Source organism: Candidatus Rhabdochlamydia sp. T3358 (assembly GCF_901000775.1).
GTDB lineage: Bacteria > Chlamydiota > Chlamydiia > Chlamydiales > Rhabdochlamydiaceae > Rhabdochlamydia.
The window spans coordinates 65,117-84,007 of the sequence record NZ_CAAJGQ010000002.1; the positions used below are offsets into that span (position 1 = coordinate 65,117).

The 18,891-nt window shown below is 36.0% G+C and carries 20 protein-coding genes; 9 read left to right on the plus strand and 11 right to left on the minus strand.

Going from position 1 to position 18,891, the window contains the following annotated elements; all coding sequences use genetic code 11:
- Nucleotides 1-131: 131 nt before the first annotated feature.
- Nucleotides 132-797 (plus strand): carbonic anhydrase, encoded by a 666-nt coding sequence (locus RHTP_RS00890; protein WP_171005684.1) that lies wholly within the window; start codon nucleotides 132-134, stop codon nucleotides 795-797.
- Here the strand turns inward: RHTP_RS00890 and pgl are convergent.
- The 5 genes from pgl to pyrG are packed head-to-tail and all read right to left on the minus strand — an operon-like array spanning nucleotide 749 to nucleotide 6,197.
- Nucleotides 749-1,498: a 6-phosphogluconolactonase gene (pgl, locus tag RHTP_RS00895; RefSeq protein ID WP_138106167.1), complete on the minus strand. Its 750-nt coding sequence runs from the start codon at nucleotides 1,496-1,498 to the stop codon at nucleotides 749-751. The genes RHTP_RS00890 and pgl overlap by 49 nt on opposite strands.
- Entirely contained in the window at nucleotides 1,492-2,589 is a 1,098-nt protein-coding gene (locus tag RHTP_RS00900; protein ID WP_138106168.1) for a glucose-6-phosphate dehydrogenase assembly protein OpcA, read from the minus strand. The genes pgl and RHTP_RS00900 overlap by 7 nt, the downstream gene beginning before the upstream one ends.
- Complete coding sequence (gene zwf / locus RHTP_RS00905) at nucleotides 2,590-4,122, minus strand: glucose-6-phosphate dehydrogenase (RefSeq protein ID WP_138106169.1); 1,533 nt, start codon at nucleotides 4,120-4,122, stop codon at nucleotides 2,590-2,592.
- Nucleotides 4,123-4,172: 50 nt separating this feature from the next.
- A complete protein-coding gene (gene ruvX, locus RHTP_RS00910) occupies nucleotides 4,173-4,592 on the minus strand; it encodes a Holliday junction resolvase RuvX (RefSeq protein WP_138106170.1) in 420 nt (139 codons plus the stop codon).
- 3 nt (nucleotides 4,593-4,595) lie between these two features.
- Entirely contained in the window at nucleotides 4,596-6,197 is a 1,602-nt protein-coding gene (gene pyrG, locus RHTP_RS00915; protein WP_138106171.1) for a CTP synthase, read from the minus strand.
- A 179-nt stretch (nucleotides 6,198-6,376) separates the two neighbouring features.
- Between pyrG and serS the strand changes: the two genes are divergently transcribed.
- Nucleotides 6,377-7,657, plus strand: coding sequence for a serine--tRNA ligase (serS, locus tag RHTP_RS00920; protein ID WP_138106172.1), 1,281 nt, complete (start codon nucleotides 6,377-6,379; stop codon nucleotides 7,655-7,657).
- Between the two features lie 12 nt (nucleotides 7,658-7,669).
- On the opposite strand, the gene RHTP_RS00925 is transcribed toward serS, so the two are convergent.
- Both RHTP_RS00925 and RHTP_RS00930 read right to left on the minus strand, forming a co-directional pair.
- Nucleotides 7,670-8,146 (minus strand): hypothetical protein, encoded by a 477-nt coding sequence (locus tag RHTP_RS00925; protein WP_138106173.1) that lies wholly within the window; start codon nucleotides 8,144-8,146, stop codon nucleotides 7,670-7,672.
- Between the two features lie 6 nt (nucleotides 8,147-8,152).
- The gene (locus tag RHTP_RS00930) at nucleotides 8,153-9,112 is read right to left on the minus strand and encodes a hypothetical protein (protein WP_138106174.1); all 960 of its coding nucleotides are present in this window, start codon (nucleotides 9,110-9,112) and stop codon (nucleotides 8,153-8,155) included.
- A 349-nt stretch (nucleotides 9,113-9,461) separates the two neighbouring features.
- Here RHTP_RS00930 and RHTP_RS00935 point away from each other — a divergent pair, with 349 nt between their 5' ends.
- The 6 genes from RHTP_RS00935 (at nucleotide 9,462) to cyoE (ending at nucleotide 15,362) form a co-directional block, all read left to right on the plus strand.
- Nucleotides 9,462-10,604, plus strand: coding sequence for a leucine-rich repeat domain-containing protein (locus RHTP_RS00935; RefSeq protein WP_138106175.1), 1,143 nt, complete (start codon nucleotides 9,462-9,464; stop codon nucleotides 10,602-10,604).
- A gap of 214 nt (nucleotides 10,605-10,818) precedes the next feature.
- The gene (gene cyoA / locus RHTP_RS00940) at nucleotides 10,819-11,682 is read left to right on the plus strand and encodes a ubiquinol oxidase subunit II (RefSeq protein ID WP_138106176.1); all 864 of its coding nucleotides are present in this window, start codon (nucleotides 10,819-10,821) and stop codon (nucleotides 11,680-11,682) included.
- Nucleotide 11,683: 1 nt separating this feature from the next.
- Nucleotides 11,684-13,639 carry a cytochrome o ubiquinol oxidase subunit I gene (gene cyoB, locus RHTP_RS00945; protein ID WP_138106204.1) on the plus strand — a complete coding sequence of 652 codons (1,956 nt, stop codon included), beginning with the start codon at nucleotides 11,684-11,686 and terminating at the stop codon, nucleotides 13,637-13,639.
- The gene (cyoC, locus tag RHTP_RS00950; RefSeq protein WP_138106177.1) at nucleotides 13,624-14,193 is read left to right on the plus strand and encodes a cytochrome o ubiquinol oxidase subunit III; all 570 of its coding nucleotides are present in this window, start codon (nucleotides 13,624-13,626) and stop codon (nucleotides 14,191-14,193) included. Before cyoB ends, cyoC begins: the two co-directional genes overlap by 16 nt.
- A complete protein-coding gene (gene cyoD, locus RHTP_RS00955; protein WP_171005685.1) occupies nucleotides 14,190-14,501 on the plus strand; it encodes a cytochrome o ubiquinol oxidase subunit IV in 312 nt (103 codons plus the stop codon). The genes cyoC and cyoD overlap by 4 nt, the downstream gene beginning before the upstream one ends.
- Before the next feature lie 12 nt (nucleotides 14,502-14,513).
- Entirely contained in the window at nucleotides 14,514-15,362 is an 849-nt protein-coding gene (gene cyoE / locus RHTP_RS00960; protein WP_171005686.1) for a heme o synthase, read from the plus strand.
- 5 nt (nucleotides 15,363-15,367) lie between these two features.
- Here cyoE and RHTP_RS00965 read toward each other — a convergent pair whose 3' ends face one another.
- Together RHTP_RS00965 and RHTP_RS00970 are read right to left on the minus strand one after the other, a co-directional pair.
- On the minus strand, nucleotides 15,368-15,856 hold the full coding sequence (locus tag RHTP_RS00965; protein WP_138106179.1) for a Dps family protein: 489 nt from the start codon (nucleotides 15,854-15,856) through the stop codon (nucleotides 15,368-15,370).
- Nucleotides 15,853-16,653 carry a hypothetical protein gene (locus tag RHTP_RS00970; RefSeq protein ID WP_138106180.1) on the minus strand — a complete coding sequence of 267 codons (801 nt, stop codon included), beginning with the start codon at nucleotides 16,651-16,653 and terminating at the stop codon, nucleotides 15,853-15,855. Before RHTP_RS00970 ends, RHTP_RS00965 begins: the two co-directional genes overlap by 4 nt.
- Nucleotides 16,654-16,723: 70 nt before the next feature.
- Between RHTP_RS00970 and RHTP_RS00975 the strand changes: the two genes are divergently transcribed.
- Nucleotides 16,724-17,419, plus strand: coding sequence for an HAD-IA family hydrolase (locus tag RHTP_RS00975; protein WP_138106181.1), 696 nt, complete (start codon nucleotides 16,724-16,726; stop codon nucleotides 17,417-17,419).
- Nucleotides 17,420-17,440: 21 nt separating this feature from the next.
- Here RHTP_RS00975 and RHTP_RS00980 read toward each other — a convergent pair whose 3' ends face one another.
- A complete protein-coding gene (locus tag RHTP_RS00980) occupies nucleotides 17,441-17,890 on the minus strand; it encodes an ExbD/TolR family protein (protein WP_138106182.1) in 450 nt (149 codons plus the stop codon).
- Nucleotides 17,887-18,774 carry a MotA/TolQ/ExbB proton channel family protein gene (locus RHTP_RS00985; protein ID WP_138106183.1) on the minus strand — a complete coding sequence of 296 codons (888 nt, stop codon included), beginning with the start codon at nucleotides 18,772-18,774 and terminating at the stop codon, nucleotides 17,887-17,889. The genes RHTP_RS00980 and RHTP_RS00985 overlap by 4 nt, the downstream gene beginning before the upstream one ends.
- Nucleotides 18,775-18,891: the final 117 nt, after the last annotated feature.

The window sequence follows — 18,891 nt, forward strand, 5'->3', positions numbered from 1 at the left end:
AGGCAATAGGTCGTCTTTAAATCTTTATAGTGGGCTAAGAACTTATAAAATATTTGACAAGTGTTGTTTTAACTAATATACAAGCAAATATTTAAAACTTATAAGAGATGCTAAGTAAAGGAGATTGGTCTATGTATTATTTATTATTTTTTTTATGTATTTTTATGTCTACAGTCAACGCAGTTTCTCCTGAAAAAGCATTAGAGCGCTTAGTTCAGGGTAATAAGAGGTTTACCTCTGATAAATTGAAGCATCCTAATAGAACCGGTATGCGTAGAGAAGCTATAAAAACCACGCAAAAACCTTTTGCCATTATTTTAGGTTGTTCTGATTCAAGGGTTCCCCCGGAAATTATCTTTGATCAAGGATTGGGAGATCTATTCATTATAAGAGTAGCTGGTAATGTCATTGATGCAGTTGGTATAGATAGCATCGAATATGCAGCAAACCATCTAGGTTCTTCTGTTGTATTAGTGCTAGGTCATGAAAAGTGTGGGGCTGTATCTGCAGTTGTTACTAACCAAGCCTCGGATATGCCAACCGTTGCTAAGTTGATTGAGCCTGCTGTGGAGAAGACACGTAATTTAAAAGGGAATCATTTGGTCAATGCAATTACAGCAAATATAAACCAAGTAGTTGAGCAAATACAACAAACTCCTGTGCTTATTAAGCTTATTGAAAAAAAGAAGTTAAAAATAGTCGGTGGTTATTATCACCTAGAAACTGGAAAGGTAGATTTTTTCGAAAATCATCTAACAGCAGCTGCTTCATCTGCAATCCAGAGCGCCTTGGATTGAGGCGTGCCCACTTGCTCTACAGGCAGGGTCTTTTGGCTAGGATGAAAAAGCACCTGAGCTAGCATTTCCCTTTTATTTGCCCCTAACACGTAAATAGAAATGTTGGATGATTGATTAATACAACTAAAAGTTAAGGTCATTCGCCAACATTTTTTTTGTGGTACATAATTGGCTATGCATAATCTATCGGTAACTTTTAACCCTTCCGTAAAGGGAAATAAAGAAGCTGTATGCCCATCTTCTCCCATCCCTAGCATGACTAAATCAAAAGAGCGCTTTCCGAGTACTCTATGGATGGTTTCTTCATATTTTAAAGCATTTTTTTTGATATCGACCTCTGCTTCCATGCGATGAATTTGTTCATTAGGGATAGGCATTTTATTAAAACCTGCTTGCATAGCCATGTGAAAATTACTATTAGGATCATTAGGGGGCAATGCACGCTCATCACTGAAAAAAATATGGATGTTGTTCCAATTCATTTGTTCTTTGTAAGGAGAGGAACAAAGCTTTTCAAAAATGGCTTTTGGGGTACTACCACCAGATAAAGCAACCGTAAAAAATCCATGATCGCTTAAGGCTTGTTTAGAAAGAGCAATAAAATGCTCTACGCAAAAAATGAGAGTTTTTTGATAGTCACCAGGAACGATGAGATTTTTAGATTCGTCTAAGGAGCGAGGTTTTATAGTTTCTATTAGCATGGGTTTTTAAAATGGATGTTTTGCAGAAGATTTAATACTTGTAAATAGTGAGTCGAGTTACCTCGACGGCAAATTTCTTGAACAAGAGAATGTCCGGCACCCCCCTTAGGGAAAATATAACGAGCTGGAAGAGCGCATTGCTTAAGAGTGGTCTCTTGCGCAGTAATATGATTTTGTTGCTCTATATCCCTAGAAAAAACAAAAGAAGAAGTATCTTTAAGTAGAATTTCTATAGAAACAATTAGGCCTGTAGGTAAGTGGTTATGAACAACTGGTGCAATAAAGATTTGAATAGGTCCTGTTTTTCCTTGATAGGTGCAAATAATTTGCTCCTTTTCTTCTTCCAAGTTTTTAAATTCCCATTTTAATTGGCAGGCAAGCCAGGCTTGTAAGTATAAGGATTGAGTTTTTGCGTGACAGAAAAATGTACTTTGCTGTGCATTATAAAAAATATGTAGAGTTTGTGTCTGTTGTATTCTTTCTAGTTTTTCTTCAGAGGAAAAAACAGCAGATAGAATATCCCGCCAGCTTTCTATTCGAGCCCAGTTTAAGTCTGCTATATCGTAATGAACGCTTTGTTGTTTTAAACAATATTTTGCAAATAAGGAAAGATTGCAGGTTGCCTCAGAGTCAAAAATGATCCGATTTGCTAAAGGTTCTAGAGAATGCAATAGAAGTTCATTTTGTCCTAAATCCTCCCCCCAAATTAAATAGACCGGTAAATCAGGTAAAATATGAGGAAGAATCAAAAAAGGAATGCGTGTTTGAGAAGAGTGAGATGCTTGGACTTCAATATAGTCACAAGCTACATCGTACTCTGCTTTCCCTGAAAAAAGCATAGAAACCTGTGTAACTAACTCTTCTTTTTGAGAAGTTTGATCAATGGTAATAAAAAGCACACGAGAAGGAAACTTTTCTACTACTGAATGAGCGACTTTTTGAAAGTAGGCTTTACGAGGGTTATCATAGGTAAAAAAGATTAAATTAAAAAGACAGGCTCTTGTAATATTTTTCGTTTCTAAAGACTCCCAGATTCGTTTTAATTCTCGCTCAATCTGGGCAGGGGATACGGGATAAGGAGTAGAGGACATTTAAATTAACCTCCACTTTCTTCTATCTTGTAATAAAAGCTGATCCGCAGCTTTTGGTCCCCAGCTGCCTGCGGCATAATTAGGGAAATCTTTATCTATGTTAGCTGAGAAGTACTCTAAAATCGGTGTGATAAACTTCCAAGAATTATATACCTCATCTTGCCTTGCAAAAAGAGTATTATCTCCGAGCATGCAATCTAAAATAAGCCTTTCATATGCTTCAGGAGGGTTTATACCAAAGTAGGAGCCATAACGAAAATCCATTTTTACCGGTTGAATAGGACCTGTTAATCCGGGAACTTTGCAATTGATCTTTAATGAGGCTCCTTCATCGGGTTGAATGCGTAATGCAAGGACATTTGCTTCATTTTTTTTTGCTATATTTTGGAATAAAACTCCTGGAGGGTGCTTAAAAATAAGTGCAATTTCAGTAGCTCTTTTAGGTAGTCGTTTCCCAGCGCGTAAATAAAAAGGAACTCCTGACCAACGCCAATTATCAATAAATAAGCGTAAAGCAGCAAATGTTTCCATATTTGAGGTGGCAGAGACATTTTTTTCTTCTCGATAACCAACTACCGACTCTGCATTGATGTAACCTGCGCCGTATTGCCCGCGTACAACATGTTGATTCATATCCTCTTCATTAAAAGGGCGGATTGCTTGTAATACTTTTACTTTCTCATTACGAATAGAGTCTGCTTCAAGATTAATGGGAGGCTCCATAGCCATAAGCGAGAGCAACTGCATCATGTGATTTTGTACAATATCGCGCAACAAGCCTGCTTCTTCCCAAAAAGCTCCTCTAGTGCCGATTCCTAGGTCTTCAGCAACGGTGATTTGCACATGATCTATATAACGTCTATTCCATAACGATTCAAATAAGGAATTAGCGAAACGAAAAACTAAGATGTTTTGTACAGTTTCTTTGCCTAAGTAATGATCAATTCGATAGATTTGATCCTCTTGTAAAAAACAAAGTAATTTTTTCTGCAGATCTTGAGCTGAAGATAAATCATGGCCAAAAGGTTTTTCTATGATCAGCCTAGAAAACTTTTTTGTTTCTTGGGGCTTATAAATAAGATCCGCTTTATGCAGATTTTCGCAGATTAGAGGAAAAAAACTAGGTTGCGTAGCCAGATAAAAAACGCGGTTACCTCTAGTATCTAACTTTACATCTAAGCCTTGCAGGAAACCTTGCAGGCGTTTATATCCTTGTTCATCGTGAAATTCTGATTGGTAATAAAAGATCTGTTCTTGAAAATGCAGCCAAAGAGTTTCATCGATAGGCTTAGCTCTGGAAAATTGATTAAGATCCTCTTTTACTTCTTTGCGGAACTGCTCATTTGTTTTTTCTTTTCGAGCAAAAGCCACACAAGCAAATTGAGGAGAGAGTTGTCCTTCTCTTGCTAAGTTATAGAGAGCAGGAAGCAGTTTTCTAGCGGTTAGATCTCCTGTAGCGCCAAAAATAACCAGAATACAAGGATTCACAAATCGAGTTGTTATTCCAGGTTCTTGAAGAGGGGATTCAGGCATATACTTTAGCTATTTGTTTAAATCTTTATCAGGTCTTTAGTAAAACATACTTAATTTTTTTTTGAATGACAATTAAGATAATCTTGCAAGATGAGAGCAGCAGCTTGTTCATCGCTGATTTGTGCACGCTTTTTTCGATTTACCCCACATTCTGTTAAAAACCTTTCTACTTGTGCAGAGCTTAATCTTTCATCCCAAAAAATAACAGGCACTTGAAAATGACTTTCTAAAACGGTAGCAAACATGCGTGCGCGCAAAGCCATATCTCCTTCTTTTCCATTTAATAACAAAGGAAGCCCTACTATAATAGCTTCTATAGAAGAATGTTTTGCTAAAAGGTTTTCTAAAGCAACCAAGGGTTTATCTTTTGCCTTGATGCTTCCAAGAGCTGTAGCAATAATCTTTCGCTCATCAGAAATGGCAACTCCTATGCGGGTTAAGCCAAAGTCGATTCCTAAAAGCCTACCCAAGAGTTATTCCTTCCTATGTAAAAATGCAGATTTAATAAACTCTTTGAAAAGAGGATGGGGAGCTGTGGGTTTTGATTTAAACTCAGGATGAAACTGAACACCAACCATCCAAGGATGATGTTTAATTTCTGCAACTTCACAAAGATTTCCCTCTTTAAAAATTCCAGAGAAAATCAATCCTTTTTCTTCGCAGACTTCTTTGTATGCATTATTAAATTCGAATCTGTGGCGATGTCTTTCTGAAATATTACGTGTACCATAGGCTTTTTCTACTTTAGTAGAGGCGCGAAGATGACAAGCAAAAGCCCCTAGGCGCATAGTACCACCTAAATTAGTGATCTCTTTTTGTTCGCTTAAAAGAGAAATAACAGGGTCTTTAGTATCAGGGTCAATCTCTGTAGAATTTGCTCCTCTTAAACCGACTACATTGCGAACAAATTCTGTACATAACACTTGCATGCCAAGGCAAATACCGAAATAAGGAATTTTTTTCTCACGACAGTGCTTAGCAACGTTAATCTTCCCCTCCCATCCTCTTTCTCCAAACCCACCAGGTACAAGATATCCATCACAGTTTTCTTCTTTAAAAAATGAACTATCTAGAACTTTTTCCGCATCAAATAGACGAAGTTCAAGATCAAGCTGGTTCGCTAGCGCTCCATGTTTTAAAGCTTCAAAAACCGATTTATAGGCGTCTTGATGTTGGAGGTATTTAGCGACAATGCCAATCACTACTTTACCTTTGGGATTGTGTAGGCTATGTAGCATCTTTTTCCAATTTGTCAAATTAGATGGCGGAGTTTTTAATCCCAGCATTTGACAGATTTTTTCATCTAAGCATTGCTGATGCAAATGAACGGGTACCTCATAAATGCTTTCTACATCGATGATATCTACAACCCCTGTCTTTGGCACACTACAAAACAAGCTAATTTTATCCTTAATTTCCTCTTTTAAAGCATTTTCAGCACGGCAGAGAATAATATCGGGTATAATTCCAATTTCTCTTAGGATTTGCACAGAATGCTGTGTGGGTTTTGTCTTAACTTCTCCAGCTGCTTTTAAATAAGGGACGTAGGTTAGATGAATGTTTATACATTGATTAGGACGCTCATGACGAAATTGACGAATTGCTTCTAAAAAAGGTAAAGATTCAATATCACCAACAGTTCCTCCTACTTCTATTAAAATTACATCCAAAGAATCCTTTCCACAGTGCAAAATACGTTGTTTAATTTCATCTGTGATATGAGGGACGACCTGAACCGTTTTTCCTGAATAGTCACCCTTACGCTCTCGTTTTATTACAGTCTCGTAAATCTGTCCTGAAGTAGCATTAGACAGTCTAGAGAGCTCAGCATGTGTATAGCGGAAGTAATGTCCGAGGTCTAAGTCGGTTTCAGCTCCATCATCTGTAACGTAAACCTCGCCATGTTGCAAAGGATTCATTGTCCCAGGATCAACATTTAAATAGGGATCGAGTTTAAGCATTCCAATCTCTAGACCGCGACTCTCCAATAACAGAGCAATTGAAGCAGAAGTTAGACCTTTTCCTAAAGAAGAAACAACCCCGCCAGTAATAAATACGTATTTTGTTTTATGCATATTTCTAATCCTAAAAAGAGCTATTCTAATCTTAGACAGAGTTAAAATTCAATGTTATTCACTGGAGCTTTGAATTGCTTATAAAATAAAAGTTTAAATAGGAGAAGAAAAAGCTTTAGTGCACAATTTTCAAAGGTGTGCTATAAGTTAAGTGTTAAAAACAAACTTTAAGTGATCCTATGCTCGATCTGAAATTTATTAAAGACAACCAAGAAATTGTACAAGAAGCGGTACGACTTAAAAATGTTAAACTGAACTTACATGAATTATTGCTATGCGAAACCCAAGTTGCAGATTGTAAAAAAAAAATAGAGCTCTTGCAGACAGAGCGTAATGCTAATGCTAAAAAAGTAGCTCAAAGCCCTAAAGAAGAAAGAGAGGGGTTCATAGTAAAAGGAAGAGAGATTGCATCTGAAATTGAACAATTAAAGCCCATCTTAAATACCTTAGAACATCGTTTAAGGGATTATCTTCTGCTTGTTCCCAATATTCCTGCCAAAGAAGCTCCTATTGGAGAAAACGAGGATTTTAATATAGAAGTTAAAAAATGGGGAAAGGCGCCTGTCTTTGATTTTCCTTTTCTTAGCCATACAGAAATTTTACAGAAAAATCAATGGGCTGAAGAGAGAATCTCACAGGTTTGCGGATCTCGAACTTATGCCTTAAAAAATGAGATGGTTTTGCTTGAGATGGCTCTTTTGCAATTTGCTTTGCGCAAAGCACGGTCTAAAGGGTTTGAGCTCATCACAGTTCCATCGCTTGTGCGAGATTTTGCTCTCTATGGCACAGGGCATTTCCCCGAAGGAAAAGAACAAGTCTACTTTATACCCAAAGATAACCTCTATCTTTCAGGTACAGCTGAAGTACCTATCAATAGTTTGCATTCAGGAGAAATTCTACAAGAAGAACAATTGCCTATACTTTATGCAGGTTTTTCTCCTTGCTTTAGAAGAGAATCCGGTAGTGCAGGACGTGATGTAAAAGGACTTATCCGCGTACATCAGTTTTATAAAGTCGAACTATTTGTCATTTGCAAAAATGATAAGGAAGAGTCGCTTTCTTGGCTGTATAAATTACTGCAAATTGCTGAAGAGATTATGCAAGACTTAGAGCTGCCTTATAGAGTGATTGAATGCTGTACAGGGGATATGGGGCTTGGTAAGGTAAGAATGTTTGACATTGAAGCTTGGGTGGCTAGCGAAGCTAAGTACAGAGAGACACACAGCTGTTCTTCTCTCCACGATTGGCAATCTCGCAGAACCAATGTTCGTTATCGTACATCAGATGGCGTAGTTAAATTCTGTCATACCTTAAACAATACAGCTATTGCAACACCGCGAATTTTAGTGCCCTTTTTGGAGAATCATCAACAAAAAGATGGAAGCATTTATATTCCTCTGGCTCTTCAACCTTATCTTGAAGGACAAGAGTATCTATTGCCTCATAAACTGCGGGTTTGATTTAGCAGGTTTTTAAGCTTGGATGTAACATTTAGAATCATTGAGCTTAGCTCTATAAATGATGTCTAAGTCTTTTAGTTTTATAATTGCACATTCAAGAAGAGTAGCGCCTTCATCTTTTTTAAGGTGCATTTTATCGGGATCGACTAATGTAGTACTTGCACGCTGAAATCGTTCACAGTTGATATTGAAATAAATAGATCTACGTTCTTTAAAAGCTTCTCCTGTTGAATCCTCTGCAATTGCACTATTTATCCCTTGGATCAGATCAAGGGTAAGTTCTTTAAGCTCTTTTTCTGTTTCAGGGTCGGTGGAAAAAACCAGATTGCTCTCATCTATTTTAACCGGTTCATTTCCTTTTATGATTCCTTTTTTTAGGTAGTATTCTTTTAATTTATCGCCTTCTTCTAATTCTTTCTTTCTTCGAGAGTAGGCGTCTGTAAAAAGAGAGGTAGAGACACCATTTTCTTCTGCTACCGCTTCAATCATTTTTGCTTATTTTTCATTTACACACCCAAGTAGGCCTCTTCGTCTATTTTCTTCACCAAATAAGCCAATCTCTGGGTTGTTTATCTCTTCAAGATCAATAAGAGCAATTTTCCTATTTCCCTTTTCATCAAGGCTATTATTTAAAATAGGATTATTACCCCAAGTAACATCGCTATAACCTGTTTTGCAAATAAAGAAGCCAAGTTGGCGGATTGTTTCTTTAAGGCTATCTGCATAATCTAGAAAAGACTCTTCTTGAGCACCTTCATGTGGATTGATATCTAATTTTTGCTCAGCAATAACTTCATATTTTTTGCCTTCCAAATCAACTATAAATAATTTTGCTTTTGGAATGACAAGTAACGCTAACTGATGGGTGCGAATCACTGTTTGAGCATAGATCATATTTTGATAGCGATCTTTCATAGAATTATAATAATCTATTTTAAAGAGCAATCCAGGAGCGGTCTCTAATTCAAAAACTAGATGCCTTTCTTGACTATGATACAATTTAATGCCGTCTTGATGCTCTTGAAAGATTTTCTTCATACATGTTTGAATTTTTACAATAATCTCTTCAGAAACAGATATTCCTTGTTGTAGTTCTTTTTCACTAATGTCAAAGCCTTCAGATGGCATAAGAATGCCAAAGCGAAGCTTTTCTTTTTGTTCAGTAAAAAGCTCTCTAGTAGGCTTAGAAAAAAGAGAAAAGCCTAAAGAGCGTATAATCTCTAAGGCTCCTAACAAGCTACGCCTAGTGCGTTCTAAATAAGAGAAATCTCGCTCTATTTTACAAATTATTTGATATCTCTCTCCAGTAAACCCAAGACTTGGAGTTTTACCCTCTTTGTTAAGAATCCGGTTTCTGCTGTTAAACTTTTCGGAGTCTTCCCATCCATTCTGAGTCCACTCCTCATTAGAGATGGGTAGGGGATTATGGGAGCTAATAACTACAAAATTAGGCATGTAATGCTCATATTAAAAAAAATAATCACATAATTTATAAGGGAAGATGGGTTTTACATCTATTACTATTTTTTTTCATTTTCTAGTTAAAGCCTAAAAGCATAAGGTCTTAAAGCTGTCTTTATAACAATCTTATTTTTTTAAGTATCTTATAATGAAAGCCTTAAAAATACTTTTTTTTGAGATTAACCATTAACTGTTTATAAGATATTTGTATTTAGTTATTTAAAAAACAATAACTTATTATAATTATATTTACTATCTATAAATAAATATCTTTATTGTTTGTAAATAAAACTATTATATAATTAATCAAAACTAATAACAATAAACACAAAAAGGTAATTAGATGAATACAAGAATAAGTGAAACAAAAAGCCCTCCTTCGGCTTTTGACAGCTTTGAACGATATAGCCGTATGCTTAACTCATTAGCAGGCCGTATAGCTATTGTTATAGCCAGCGTTTTATATAATATTATAGCCCTTCCATTTGCAGCCGTTTCTTATTTGGCACAAAAAGTAGTGACTGTTTGGAATGAAAGCAAAAGATCGGATGTGAGAAAGGCTGCTAAGGCTTTTGTCAATCAAACTCAGGGTACTACGCCTTATCTCGATCCAATAGAAGTAATGATAGAATCAAAGAAAGAAGAGGAAAGAATAGCACTTGCTGCTAAAAAACAGGAGGCTATTAAGAAAAGACAGATGGACATTAGGCAAAAAGTTGATGAGCAGATAGCAGCAAAAGCCCTTTCCTACAAAGGATTTGATGGAGTTTTAGAAAGCTGGGGAAATAAAGCTCCTAAATTCGAAAATCGGGAGGAAGCTGTAAAACGAATTAAAAAAGTCATGCTTACAAATGGAACAAGTTTAGATTTATCAAACTTGCAGTTAAGCTCTTTACCAGATGTTTTTTTACCAAACCTTTCTGGTAATGCACGTTTTTTAAATAATATACAAAAATTAAATCTTAAAGGTAATAATTTTACAGGTATACCTGAATCCATAAAAAATCTAAGATCCTTAGAGGAGCTAAGTCTTGAAGGTAATCAGATTGCAGTATTGCCTAAAGAAGCATTGGAAAAGTTAATAACATTACAAGTGCTAAATCTTAAGGGTAATCAGATTACAGTATTGCCTGAAAACATATTTGATAATCTAAAGGCATTACTAGATTTAGACCTGGGAAATAATCAGATTAGAGAATTTCCTAAAAACATATTTGATAATTTAGAATTAAGATCATTGTCTCTTAAAGCAAATGAGCTTAAAGCTCTGCCTGAATCATTTAACAAGTTATTACCATCATTACGAATGCTAAATCTTAAGGATAACCCAATTAGTAAAGATGATCTAAAAATGATAAAGCAGCAGAAACATAAGGATCTTAGATTCTTCTATGACACAAATATAGGCGCACAATTTAAGAAGAAAAAAGATAAAGTTTTAAGACACACTTCAGAAGTGTTTAAAACTTTAGGAAAAGCTTCTTAAATTTTTTATAGTTATCCAAAACTTTTAAGATAAAACATGCAGAGAAGCTCTAAAAAATAAAGGGCTTCTATTTCCCCAAGATATGGCCTTCTATATATCAGTAAAAAATCACAGTATCTTTTAACACAATCATTCTCATTTTTTATCCTAGACAATGATAAATATTTTATGTAAAACATAGAAATTATTTTATATTTTTAGGATCTTAGAAAAAATGAAAAAGAAATGCAAAGTCTTATTTTTCATTTTACTCTCTTTAGCTGTAATAGTTTTGTCTCTAGTGTATTTAAGCAATACTGACATTGCTGTCTTAAATCCTAAGGGAATGATTGCAGTAAAAGAGCGCAATTTGCTTATCAAGATCACTTTGATCATGCTTATTGTCGTTATTCCTGTTTTTATTCTTACATGGGTTATTTCTTGGAAATATAGAGAGGGGAACAAGGCTAAATATACACCGGATTGGGATAAACATTTGCTGTCTGAATCTATCTGGTGGGGACTTCCTTGTGCTATTGTTCTAGCAATGTCAATATTGGTTTGGAAAAGCTCTCATGAGTTAGATCCGTTCAAACCCCTTGAATCAGATAAGAGGCCTCTTAGAATACAGGTAGTTGCATTGCAATGGAAATGGCTGTTTATTTACCCAGAACAGGGCATTGCAACTGTTAATTTTTTGCAATTTCCAGAACAAACCCCGATTAACTTTGAAATAACTGCAGATGCTCCTATGAATTCTTTTTGGATTCCAGAGCTAGGTGGTCAGATTTATGCAATGCCTGGGATGCAAACCAAGTTGCATCTTATAGCTAATGAAAAGGGGAGCTTTAGAGGTTCATCAGCTAATTTAAGTGGACGGGGATTTGCGGGGATGAAGTTTATTGCTAAAGCTATTTCTCAAGCCGATTTCTATCAATGGGTGGATTCATTAAACGAGTCCTCTGACTTTCTTAACCTAGCTGAATATATCAGATTAGCAGAGCCTAGTGAAAATAACCCTGTGACTTCTTATGTGCTAGAAAAGCAAGACTTATATGATTGGATTGTTAGGAAATATACGATGCCAAGGATGGATTGATATGTTTGGAAGACTAACTTGGGATGCTTTTCGTCAGGACCCTATTGAAATCGCAGCAGGAATCTCGATGATTCTTGGCCTGTTTATTGTGATAGGACTTTTATGGTATTTTAAGCGCTTTAGGTGGCTTTGGACAGAGTACTTGACCTCGCTTGATCCTAAAAAAATTGGTGTGATGTACATTGTAGTTGTCTTTATCATGTTACTGAAAGCGGTATTCGATGCAGGCATGATACGCTTGCAACAGATTCTTTCTGTCAGCGATGCTCATGGCTATTTATCATCACCGCATTTTCAGCAGGTTTTTACCGCTCATGGAACGACTATGATTTTTTTTGTGGGCATGGGTCTTGTATTCGGAATTTTGAATCTCATTGTACCCTTGCAAATTGGCGCGCGTGATGTGGCTTTTCCTTTTTTAAATTCTCTGAGTTTCTATTTATTTTCTGTGGGAGCAATTCTTCTTCTTTTATCTCTTATTATTGGTAAATTTTCTGGAACTGGCTGGGTAGCATATCCTCCACTTTCAGGTCTTAAATACAATTCTGGAGTAGGGGTGGATTATTGGATATGGAGCGTGCAGATTGCAGGCATTGGTAGCTTACTTTCAGGTATTAACTTTCTTGTTACTATTTTGAAAATGCGTTGTCCAGGGATGACTTTAATGAAAATGCCGCTATTTGTTTGGAGCGCTTTATGTACGATGGTTTTGGTGGTTTTTGCTTTTCCGATCTTAACCGCAACTATTGGAATGCTTTCTTTAGATAGACTGCTACACATGCATTTTTTTACTGCAGATTTTGGGGGAAACCCCATGATGTACATCAATCTCATTTGGGCATGGGGCCATCCAGAAGTATATATTTTGATTTTGCCTGCTTTTGGGATCTTTTCAGAAGTGGTTGCTACTTTTTCACAAAAACGACTATTCGGTTATGATTCCATGGTATGGGCACTTGTTGCCATTACCTTATTATCTTTTCTTGTTTGGTTACATCACTTCTTTACCATGGGATCTGGAGCTAATGTAAATGCTTTTTTTGGCATCATGACAATGCTTATTGCTATCCCTACAGGTGTAAAAATTTTCAACTGGTTGTTTACTATGTTTAGGGGTCGAGTGCGTTTTACAACACCTATGCTTTGGTTTTTAGGGTTTGTATTTATCTTTACCACAGGTGGTATGACTGGTGTGTTGTTATCAGTTGCACCAGTAGACTTTCAGGTACATAATAGCTTATTTTTAATTGCACATTTCCACTCGATGGTAATTGGTGGTGTTTTGTTTGGCTTTTTAGCGGGTATTACTTACTGGTTCCCTAAATTTATGGGCTTTAAGCTTCATGAGGGCTTAGGTAAATATGCCTTTTGGTGTTGGTTTATTGGTTTTTTATTAGCTTTCATACCCTTGTATGTTTTAGGACTGATGGGAGCTAGTAGACGTTTAGATCATTATGAAGCAGCTACAGGATGGCAGCCTTTGTTTATAGTTGCAGCTATTGGGGTTACCGTTATCATCTGCGGTATTGGATTCCAGATCTTGCAGATACTTGTAAGCATTAAACAGCGCAAAGAAAATAGAGACCTTACAGGAGATCCGTGGAATGGTAGAACTCTAGAGTGGTCCACTTCTTCGCCACCGCCATTTTATAATTTTGCTATCCTTCCTGAAGTTCATGAAAGGGATTCTTTTTGGACTATGAAGCACACCAAGGTAGCAGAAAAACCACATTATAAAGACATTCACATGCCTAAAAATACCCCTATGGGGCTATTTATTGGTGGATTTAGCTTCATTTTAGGATTTGCTTTAATCTGGCATATGATCTGGCTGGGCATAATTGGGCTTATGGGCATAATTGCCTGCCTTGTTATTCGCATGTCTGATGATGATACCGATTACTATGTGCTAGCTGCAGAAATAGAAAAAATAGAGGCGAGATGCAAGAGTCTATAAACCAAGAAAAGACTGTTTTTGGATTTTGGGTCTATCTAATGACAGATTGTATTTTATTTGCAACGCTCTTTGCAACGTATGCAGTGCTACGTAATAACACGTATGGTGGACCTTCGGGATATGAGTTGTTTTCCCTGCCATTTGCTTTAAGCGAAACCCTTATCTTGCTGACTAGCAGCTTTACTTGTGGGCTTGCTATGTTAGCAGCACACGCTAAGAATAGAAAAAAAGTACTTGCTTGGCTAGGAGTGTCTTTTTTATTAGGCATAGCTTTTCTAACCATGGAGCTAAAAGAGTTTACTCATCTAGTTCATGAAGGAAATAGTTGGCAGAGAAGTGGGTTTTTATCTGCATTTTTTACTCTAGTTGCAACGCATGGATTACATATTACAGCTGGCTTGTTGTGGATGGTTTTTGTTGTAGTGCAACTTTTACGTAAAGGGATTATTTGCGTTACTTTTAAGAGGCTTACCTGTTTGAGCATGTTCTGGCACTTTTTAGATGTCGTATGGATTTTTATCTTTACTATTGTGTACCTAATGGGAGCTATATGAATCAAGAAACAGGGGCTTTCAAAGCTTATTTGACGGGGTTCTTACTATCTATTTTATTGACTTTAGCAGCTTATTTCATGGTAGTAGAGCAGGTGTTTAATAGCAGAGTGTTAGTTTTTACTATTATTGGGCTAGGCATTATACAAATGTTTATTCAATTACTATTTTTTCTGCACTTAGGTCAAGAACCTAAGCCTTATTGGAACTGCCAGCTTTTTATCTTTATGTTAACCATACTAATAATTCTAGTAATAGGCTCGCTCTGGATTATGGAAAATTTAAGGTATAATGTGATGCCAAATATGTAAGAGGAGTGAAAGATGATTAAAACGTATTTTATGCTTACTAAACCTGGAATTATATTTGGTAATGCAATAACTGCAGCAGGCGGGTTTATTCTTGCCTCAAAAGCTCAGATTGATCCTTGGTTATTTTTAGCAACTCTTATGGGCTTATCGCTGCTTATTGCATCGGCTTGTGTCTTTAATAATTATATTGATCGCAACATAGATAAAATGATGCAAAGAACTAAAAACCGAGCTTTAGTAAGAGGGACAATCTCTCTAAAAAAGGCTATTATATTTGCGATTTTTCTTGGATTATTTGGTGTTTTGCTTTTAATGCTATATACCAATCTCTTAACGGCAATCATTGCTCTAACTGGTTTTTTTATTTATGTGATTTTGTATAGCTTATCAAAATACCGTTCTTCTTATGCAACTGTTATAGGAAGTATTTCAGGGGGCATACCACCAGTTGTTGGTTATTGTGCTGTAATTAATCGTTTGGATATGGGAGCTTTCCTGTTATTTATGATTGTAGCCCTTTGGCAAATGCCGCATTTCTTTGCAATTGCTATGTATCGGATCGATGATTATATTGCTGCATCAATCCCAGTTTTGCCCGTTAAAAAGGGTATATATACTACCAAGGTACATATGCTGCTTTATATCATCGCCTTTCTTATCCCTGTATGCATGCTAACGATATTAGGTTATACAGGGTATGCATATTTGATAGTTATAGGTTTACTTGGTCTTAGTTGGCTTTTATTATGCATAAAGGGTTTTAAAGACACTAATGATAGGCTCTTTGGGCGCCAAATGTTTCGTTTTTCGCTTGTAGTCATTATGATGCTGTGTATCATGATTTCGATTAGCATAGCGTAAGGGTTTTATGCTTGGATTTCAAAAAGAAACCAAGTTCTTCTTTCTGCTTCATCTATGAATACTTCTAAGATACTAGCTGTTGCAACGTCTTCGTGATCAGCACAAATTTGATGTGTAGATCGCATGTAAGCTGCGTAGTTTTTGTTGTCGTGCATGAGATGTTGAATCATTTTTTTTGGCTCTAATATAATTTCGTCATCTTTAATGTTTTGTAAACGACTAATATGATTTATCGAACATATTGTTGTTCCACCTAATTTGCGAACACGTTCTGCTAAAACATCAATCATGGCAAAAATTTGTTCTGCTTGCTCATCCAATAAAAGATGATAATCGCGAAAATGATTACCTGACATATGCCAATGGAAGCTTTTTGTCTTTACATATAGAGCAAAAGCATCGGCAACTAGGGGGTTAATACTTTTACAGATTTCTTGACGGCCCTTTAAGTCATTTGGGGTTGCTAACTTTGTAGGTATTGTCTTTTTACTCATTTTGACTCCTTAACATAATACTTTGGATCATTAGCACGTCCATCAATATGATAGAAGAAGCATCCGTCTTCTAAGTCACCATATAAATAAGTACCAAATTTTAAATGGATCGCATTTATTTCACTTGAAGTTTTATTTAACAGAGCTTTTTTAAAATTCTTGTGAACATGATCTTCCATATAGTTGTTTTTACACATCGGCATAATAAAAAACTTATAATAATCTACATGCGCTATATGAGCATGATCAGACCACCCATAAGCTCTTGTTAAAGGAATTAAGCTGTTTCCTTCAACATAATTGTCTGCAGGGCCAAAGCAAGAGCTTTGTATATCTCCTGTAAGAGAAGAGTTGAACCTACCACTGAAATGAATCCACTTGATGTTTTTATTAGCAAGCATAGAGCTTAAACAAGCATTTAGGTTAAATTTTTTTGTAAAACACATATCGTGTTGATGAATGAAAACAAAAGGAGTTGTTACTTGTTTTAAAGCTAGGCGAATGGTTCCAGAGAGTTGGACCCATTCTTCACAAAAGACAAGCTCTGTATTGGCAAAGATCGGGTTGGTTTTCTGAAGAATTTGAATTTTTTGTTTATATAAATCATAATTAGAGCCCCGGTCTTTAAACCCAGGGGCTACTCCATCAAAAACAATGATTTTTTTACTCTTGGCTAGGGTAGGGTTTATGAATAAACTTGCCTGGGCAAGGTAGAGATGTTCATCAGAGGGGACCGTGCAAATAGGATGAGTACTTGTAATGACTGTAATAAGTTCTGCGGCTTTATTATCATCCATGAATATCTCTACCGGTACTTTTATTATTCCATATCTAAAATGCATTAAAGAATCAATATTCTAGTCCAAGATGGACAAAATAATAATTAGTTGGTATAAAATAGCTATTATGCATAAGGAAACAACTTCATTATGTCCTTCTATTAAAATGATCCTATTTGATCATGATGATACGTTAGTTGGTGCTCTCAAAGCAAAATGGGCGCAACACAAATACATTGCGCGAACATTTTATGGTAAAACGCTTAAAAATGATGAACTGCGGCTTCATTGGGGAAAGCCTTTGACCTTATTACTTAAGTTGCTATATGAAACAGACCACTTAGATATAGCTATGTCTTATAATATAGCTACACGAAGCAAATTTCCTAAAATTCTATTTAAAGATACAATAAGCACTTTGAACACTCTACATAATTTAGGGAAAAAATTAGGACTTGTAACAGCTATCACTCGCTCTAGCCTAGAACATGACTTGAAAACTTTAAAAATTCCTAATGAGTTATTTGATTATATACAAACAGAAGATGATACAATAGTTCACAAGCCCAACCCTCAGGTATTTAATCCAGCTTTAACTTGGATGGTTAAGCAGGATATTCAACCTCATGAAGTACTTTATGTGGGAGATCACCTTAATGATATGATTGCAGCAAAAGGAGCGGGAATTGGATTTATTGGTATTGGAACAGGATTGACTTCTATCGAAGAATTTAAAAAATATCAAGTTGAGGGAATTAATCAGCTTTCTGATTTAATCGACTAGGGCTCAGAGTAATCATACATGTTATTCGCTCTCATAAACAGGGTGAATTTGAAATCCGGCTTGTTTTACAGCAAAGATCAGTTGTACAATAGGTTCCCACATCGCTTGTTTATCAATATGTAAGAGCACTTGCGTTTTTAATGTATCTTTAGGTAAAAGGCCAAGTTCTTGTTGTTTTTTAAGCTCTAATTGTACATCTAGCGGACAAGAAATCAAGTATTCATTAAATTCTGTAATCCATTTGTACTCTCCCTTATTATTTATGCTCAAATGCACGGTATAGCGGTCTTGAGGAATAGAGACATCTGTTTTTGTTTGAACCTTGACCAAACTGATCTCACGGTCAAAAAGGCTGGCTCGAGTAACTGCAATCACTGCAAAAACTGCCACAATTAAAAAGAGAAAATCAATCATAGGAGCTAAGTTAAGATGATTGTATCTTTTAAGTTCTTCTTCAGGGATTAGGCTCATATATTTGTACTCTTGTTTTGAGCATCAATAAGAGAGGCTATTTGGTGCGTTTCACTCTCTACTAATACTAATGTTTTTACCAGTCTATATTTAGCGGAAGAATGCAAAATTAGCGCAAGGATTGCTACTATCAATCCAACAACTGTGGTTCCTACAGAAACGCCGAGTCCATCAAATAGCATAGAAACGCTTTCTATAGAGCGGTTGACATCATAAAAAGCATAAAACATACCAAAAACAGTCCCTAACAAACCAAGCATGGGGGCAATAATAGCAATGTCATTAAGCAAGTTAATTCTTTGCCAAAATGTTGCGGTAACTCTTTTGCCTTCAGCTTTCATGATTTCAACCATCACTGGAAACCCGTAGCGCCTGGAATGAATGCCTGTTGCTACTAAATGACAAAACAATGTTTTTTCTTGTTTACATACTCCTAGCGCTTCATCAAAATTATGGTGAGTTACTTGAGAGCGAAGTGTGTCGACTAAAGATTTAGACACTTTTGTACTATTGCGTAATGAAGATAGGCAGTAGAACCATAAACAAAGAGCAAACGTGGACATTCCAAATAAAAGCATATAAATAAGAGGGGCTCCAGAAAATGCCTGTTTAAAATCAATCACCATCATCTTTGAAGGGAAATCAGAAATAGGCTCTTGAAGATGTCCAAATGAAGGCTCCTCTGAACTTGCTATAGATGAAGTATCCAAATGAGCATCTTCTTCTAAGGCAATTAGTTGTTCTTTAACACTATTTAATTCTTTATCGAGTAAAGAAAATTCCTGCTCAATTGTTACAAGATCCGAGGTGTCGACTTCTGCAGGGTCGGCATATAACGCGCTAAGCTGCATTAAGCCGACAACTAAAATAGATTTTAATTTCATTTTAGGATATCTCCTTTAAAATTCCAAAAACGCTATGCTTTTAACTTTGTTTTTTAGCTTATCAAGCTGGATTGGAATAGATCAAGAGAATTAAGAGAGATGTAGGCAACAAAATAA

Coding starts and splice junctions, on each gene's coding strand:
- RHTP_RS00890 (WP_171005684.1), top strand. CDS start 132: ATGTATTATTTATTATTTTTTTTATGTATTTTTATGTCTACAGTCAAC.
- pgl (WP_138106167.1), bottom strand. CDS start 1,498: ATGCTAATAGAAACTATAAAACCTCGCTCCTTAGACGAATCTAAAAAT.
- RHTP_RS00900 (WP_138106168.1), bottom strand. CDS start 2,589: ATGTCCTCTACTCCTTATCCCGTATCCCCTGCCCAGATTGAGCGAGAA.
- zwf (WP_138106169.1), bottom strand. CDS start 4,122: ATGCCTGAATCCCCTCTTCAAGAACCTGGAATAACAACTCGATTTGTG.
- pyrG (WP_138106171.1), bottom strand. CDS start 6,197: ATGCATAAAACAAAATACGTATTTATTACTGGCGGGGTTGTTTCTTCT.
- serS (WP_138106172.1), top strand. CDS start 6,377: ATGCTCGATCTGAAATTTATTAAAGACAACCAAGAAATTGTACAAGAA.
- RHTP_RS00925 (WP_138106173.1), bottom strand. CDS start 8,146: ATGATTGAAGCGGTAGCAGAAGAAAATGGTGTCTCTACCTCTCTTTTT.
- RHTP_RS00930 (WP_138106174.1), bottom strand. CDS start 9,112: ATGCCTAATTTTGTAGTTATTAGCTCCCATAATCCCCTACCCATCTCT.
- RHTP_RS00935 (WP_138106175.1), top strand. CDS start 9,462: ATGAATACAAGAATAAGTGAAACAAAAAGCCCTCCTTCGGCTTTTGAC.
- cyoA (WP_138106176.1), top strand. CDS start 10,819: ATGAAAAAGAAATGCAAAGTCTTATTTTTCATTTTACTCTCTTTAGCT.
- cyoB (WP_138106204.1), top strand. CDS start 11,684: ATGTTTGGAAGACTAACTTGGGATGCTTTTCGTCAGGACCCTATTGAA.
- cyoC (WP_138106177.1), top strand. CDS start 13,624: ATGCAAGAGTCTATAAACCAAGAAAAGACTGTTTTTGGATTTTGGGTC.
- cyoD (WP_171005685.1), top strand. CDS start 14,190: ATGAATCAAGAAACAGGGGCTTTCAAAGCTTATTTGACGGGGTTCTTA.
- cyoE (WP_171005686.1), top strand. CDS start 14,514: ATGATTAAAACGTATTTTATGCTTACTAAACCTGGAATTATATTTGGT.
- RHTP_RS00965 (WP_138106179.1), bottom strand. CDS start 15,856: ATGAGTAAAAAGACAATACCTACAAAGTTAGCAACCCCAAATGACTTA.
- RHTP_RS00970 (WP_138106180.1), bottom strand. CDS start 16,653: ATGGATGATAATAAAGCCGCAGAACTTATTACAGTCATTACAAGTACT.
- RHTP_RS00975 (WP_138106181.1), top strand. CDS start 16,724: ATGGACAAAATAATAATTAGTTGGTATAAAATAGCTATTATGCATAAG.
- RHTP_RS00980 (WP_138106182.1), bottom strand. CDS start 17,890: ATGAGCCTAATCCCTGAAGAAGAACTTAAAAGATACAATCATCTTAAC.
- RHTP_RS00985 (WP_138106183.1), bottom strand. CDS start 18,774: ATGAAATTAAAATCTATTTTAGTTGTCGGCTTAATGCAGCTTAGCGCG.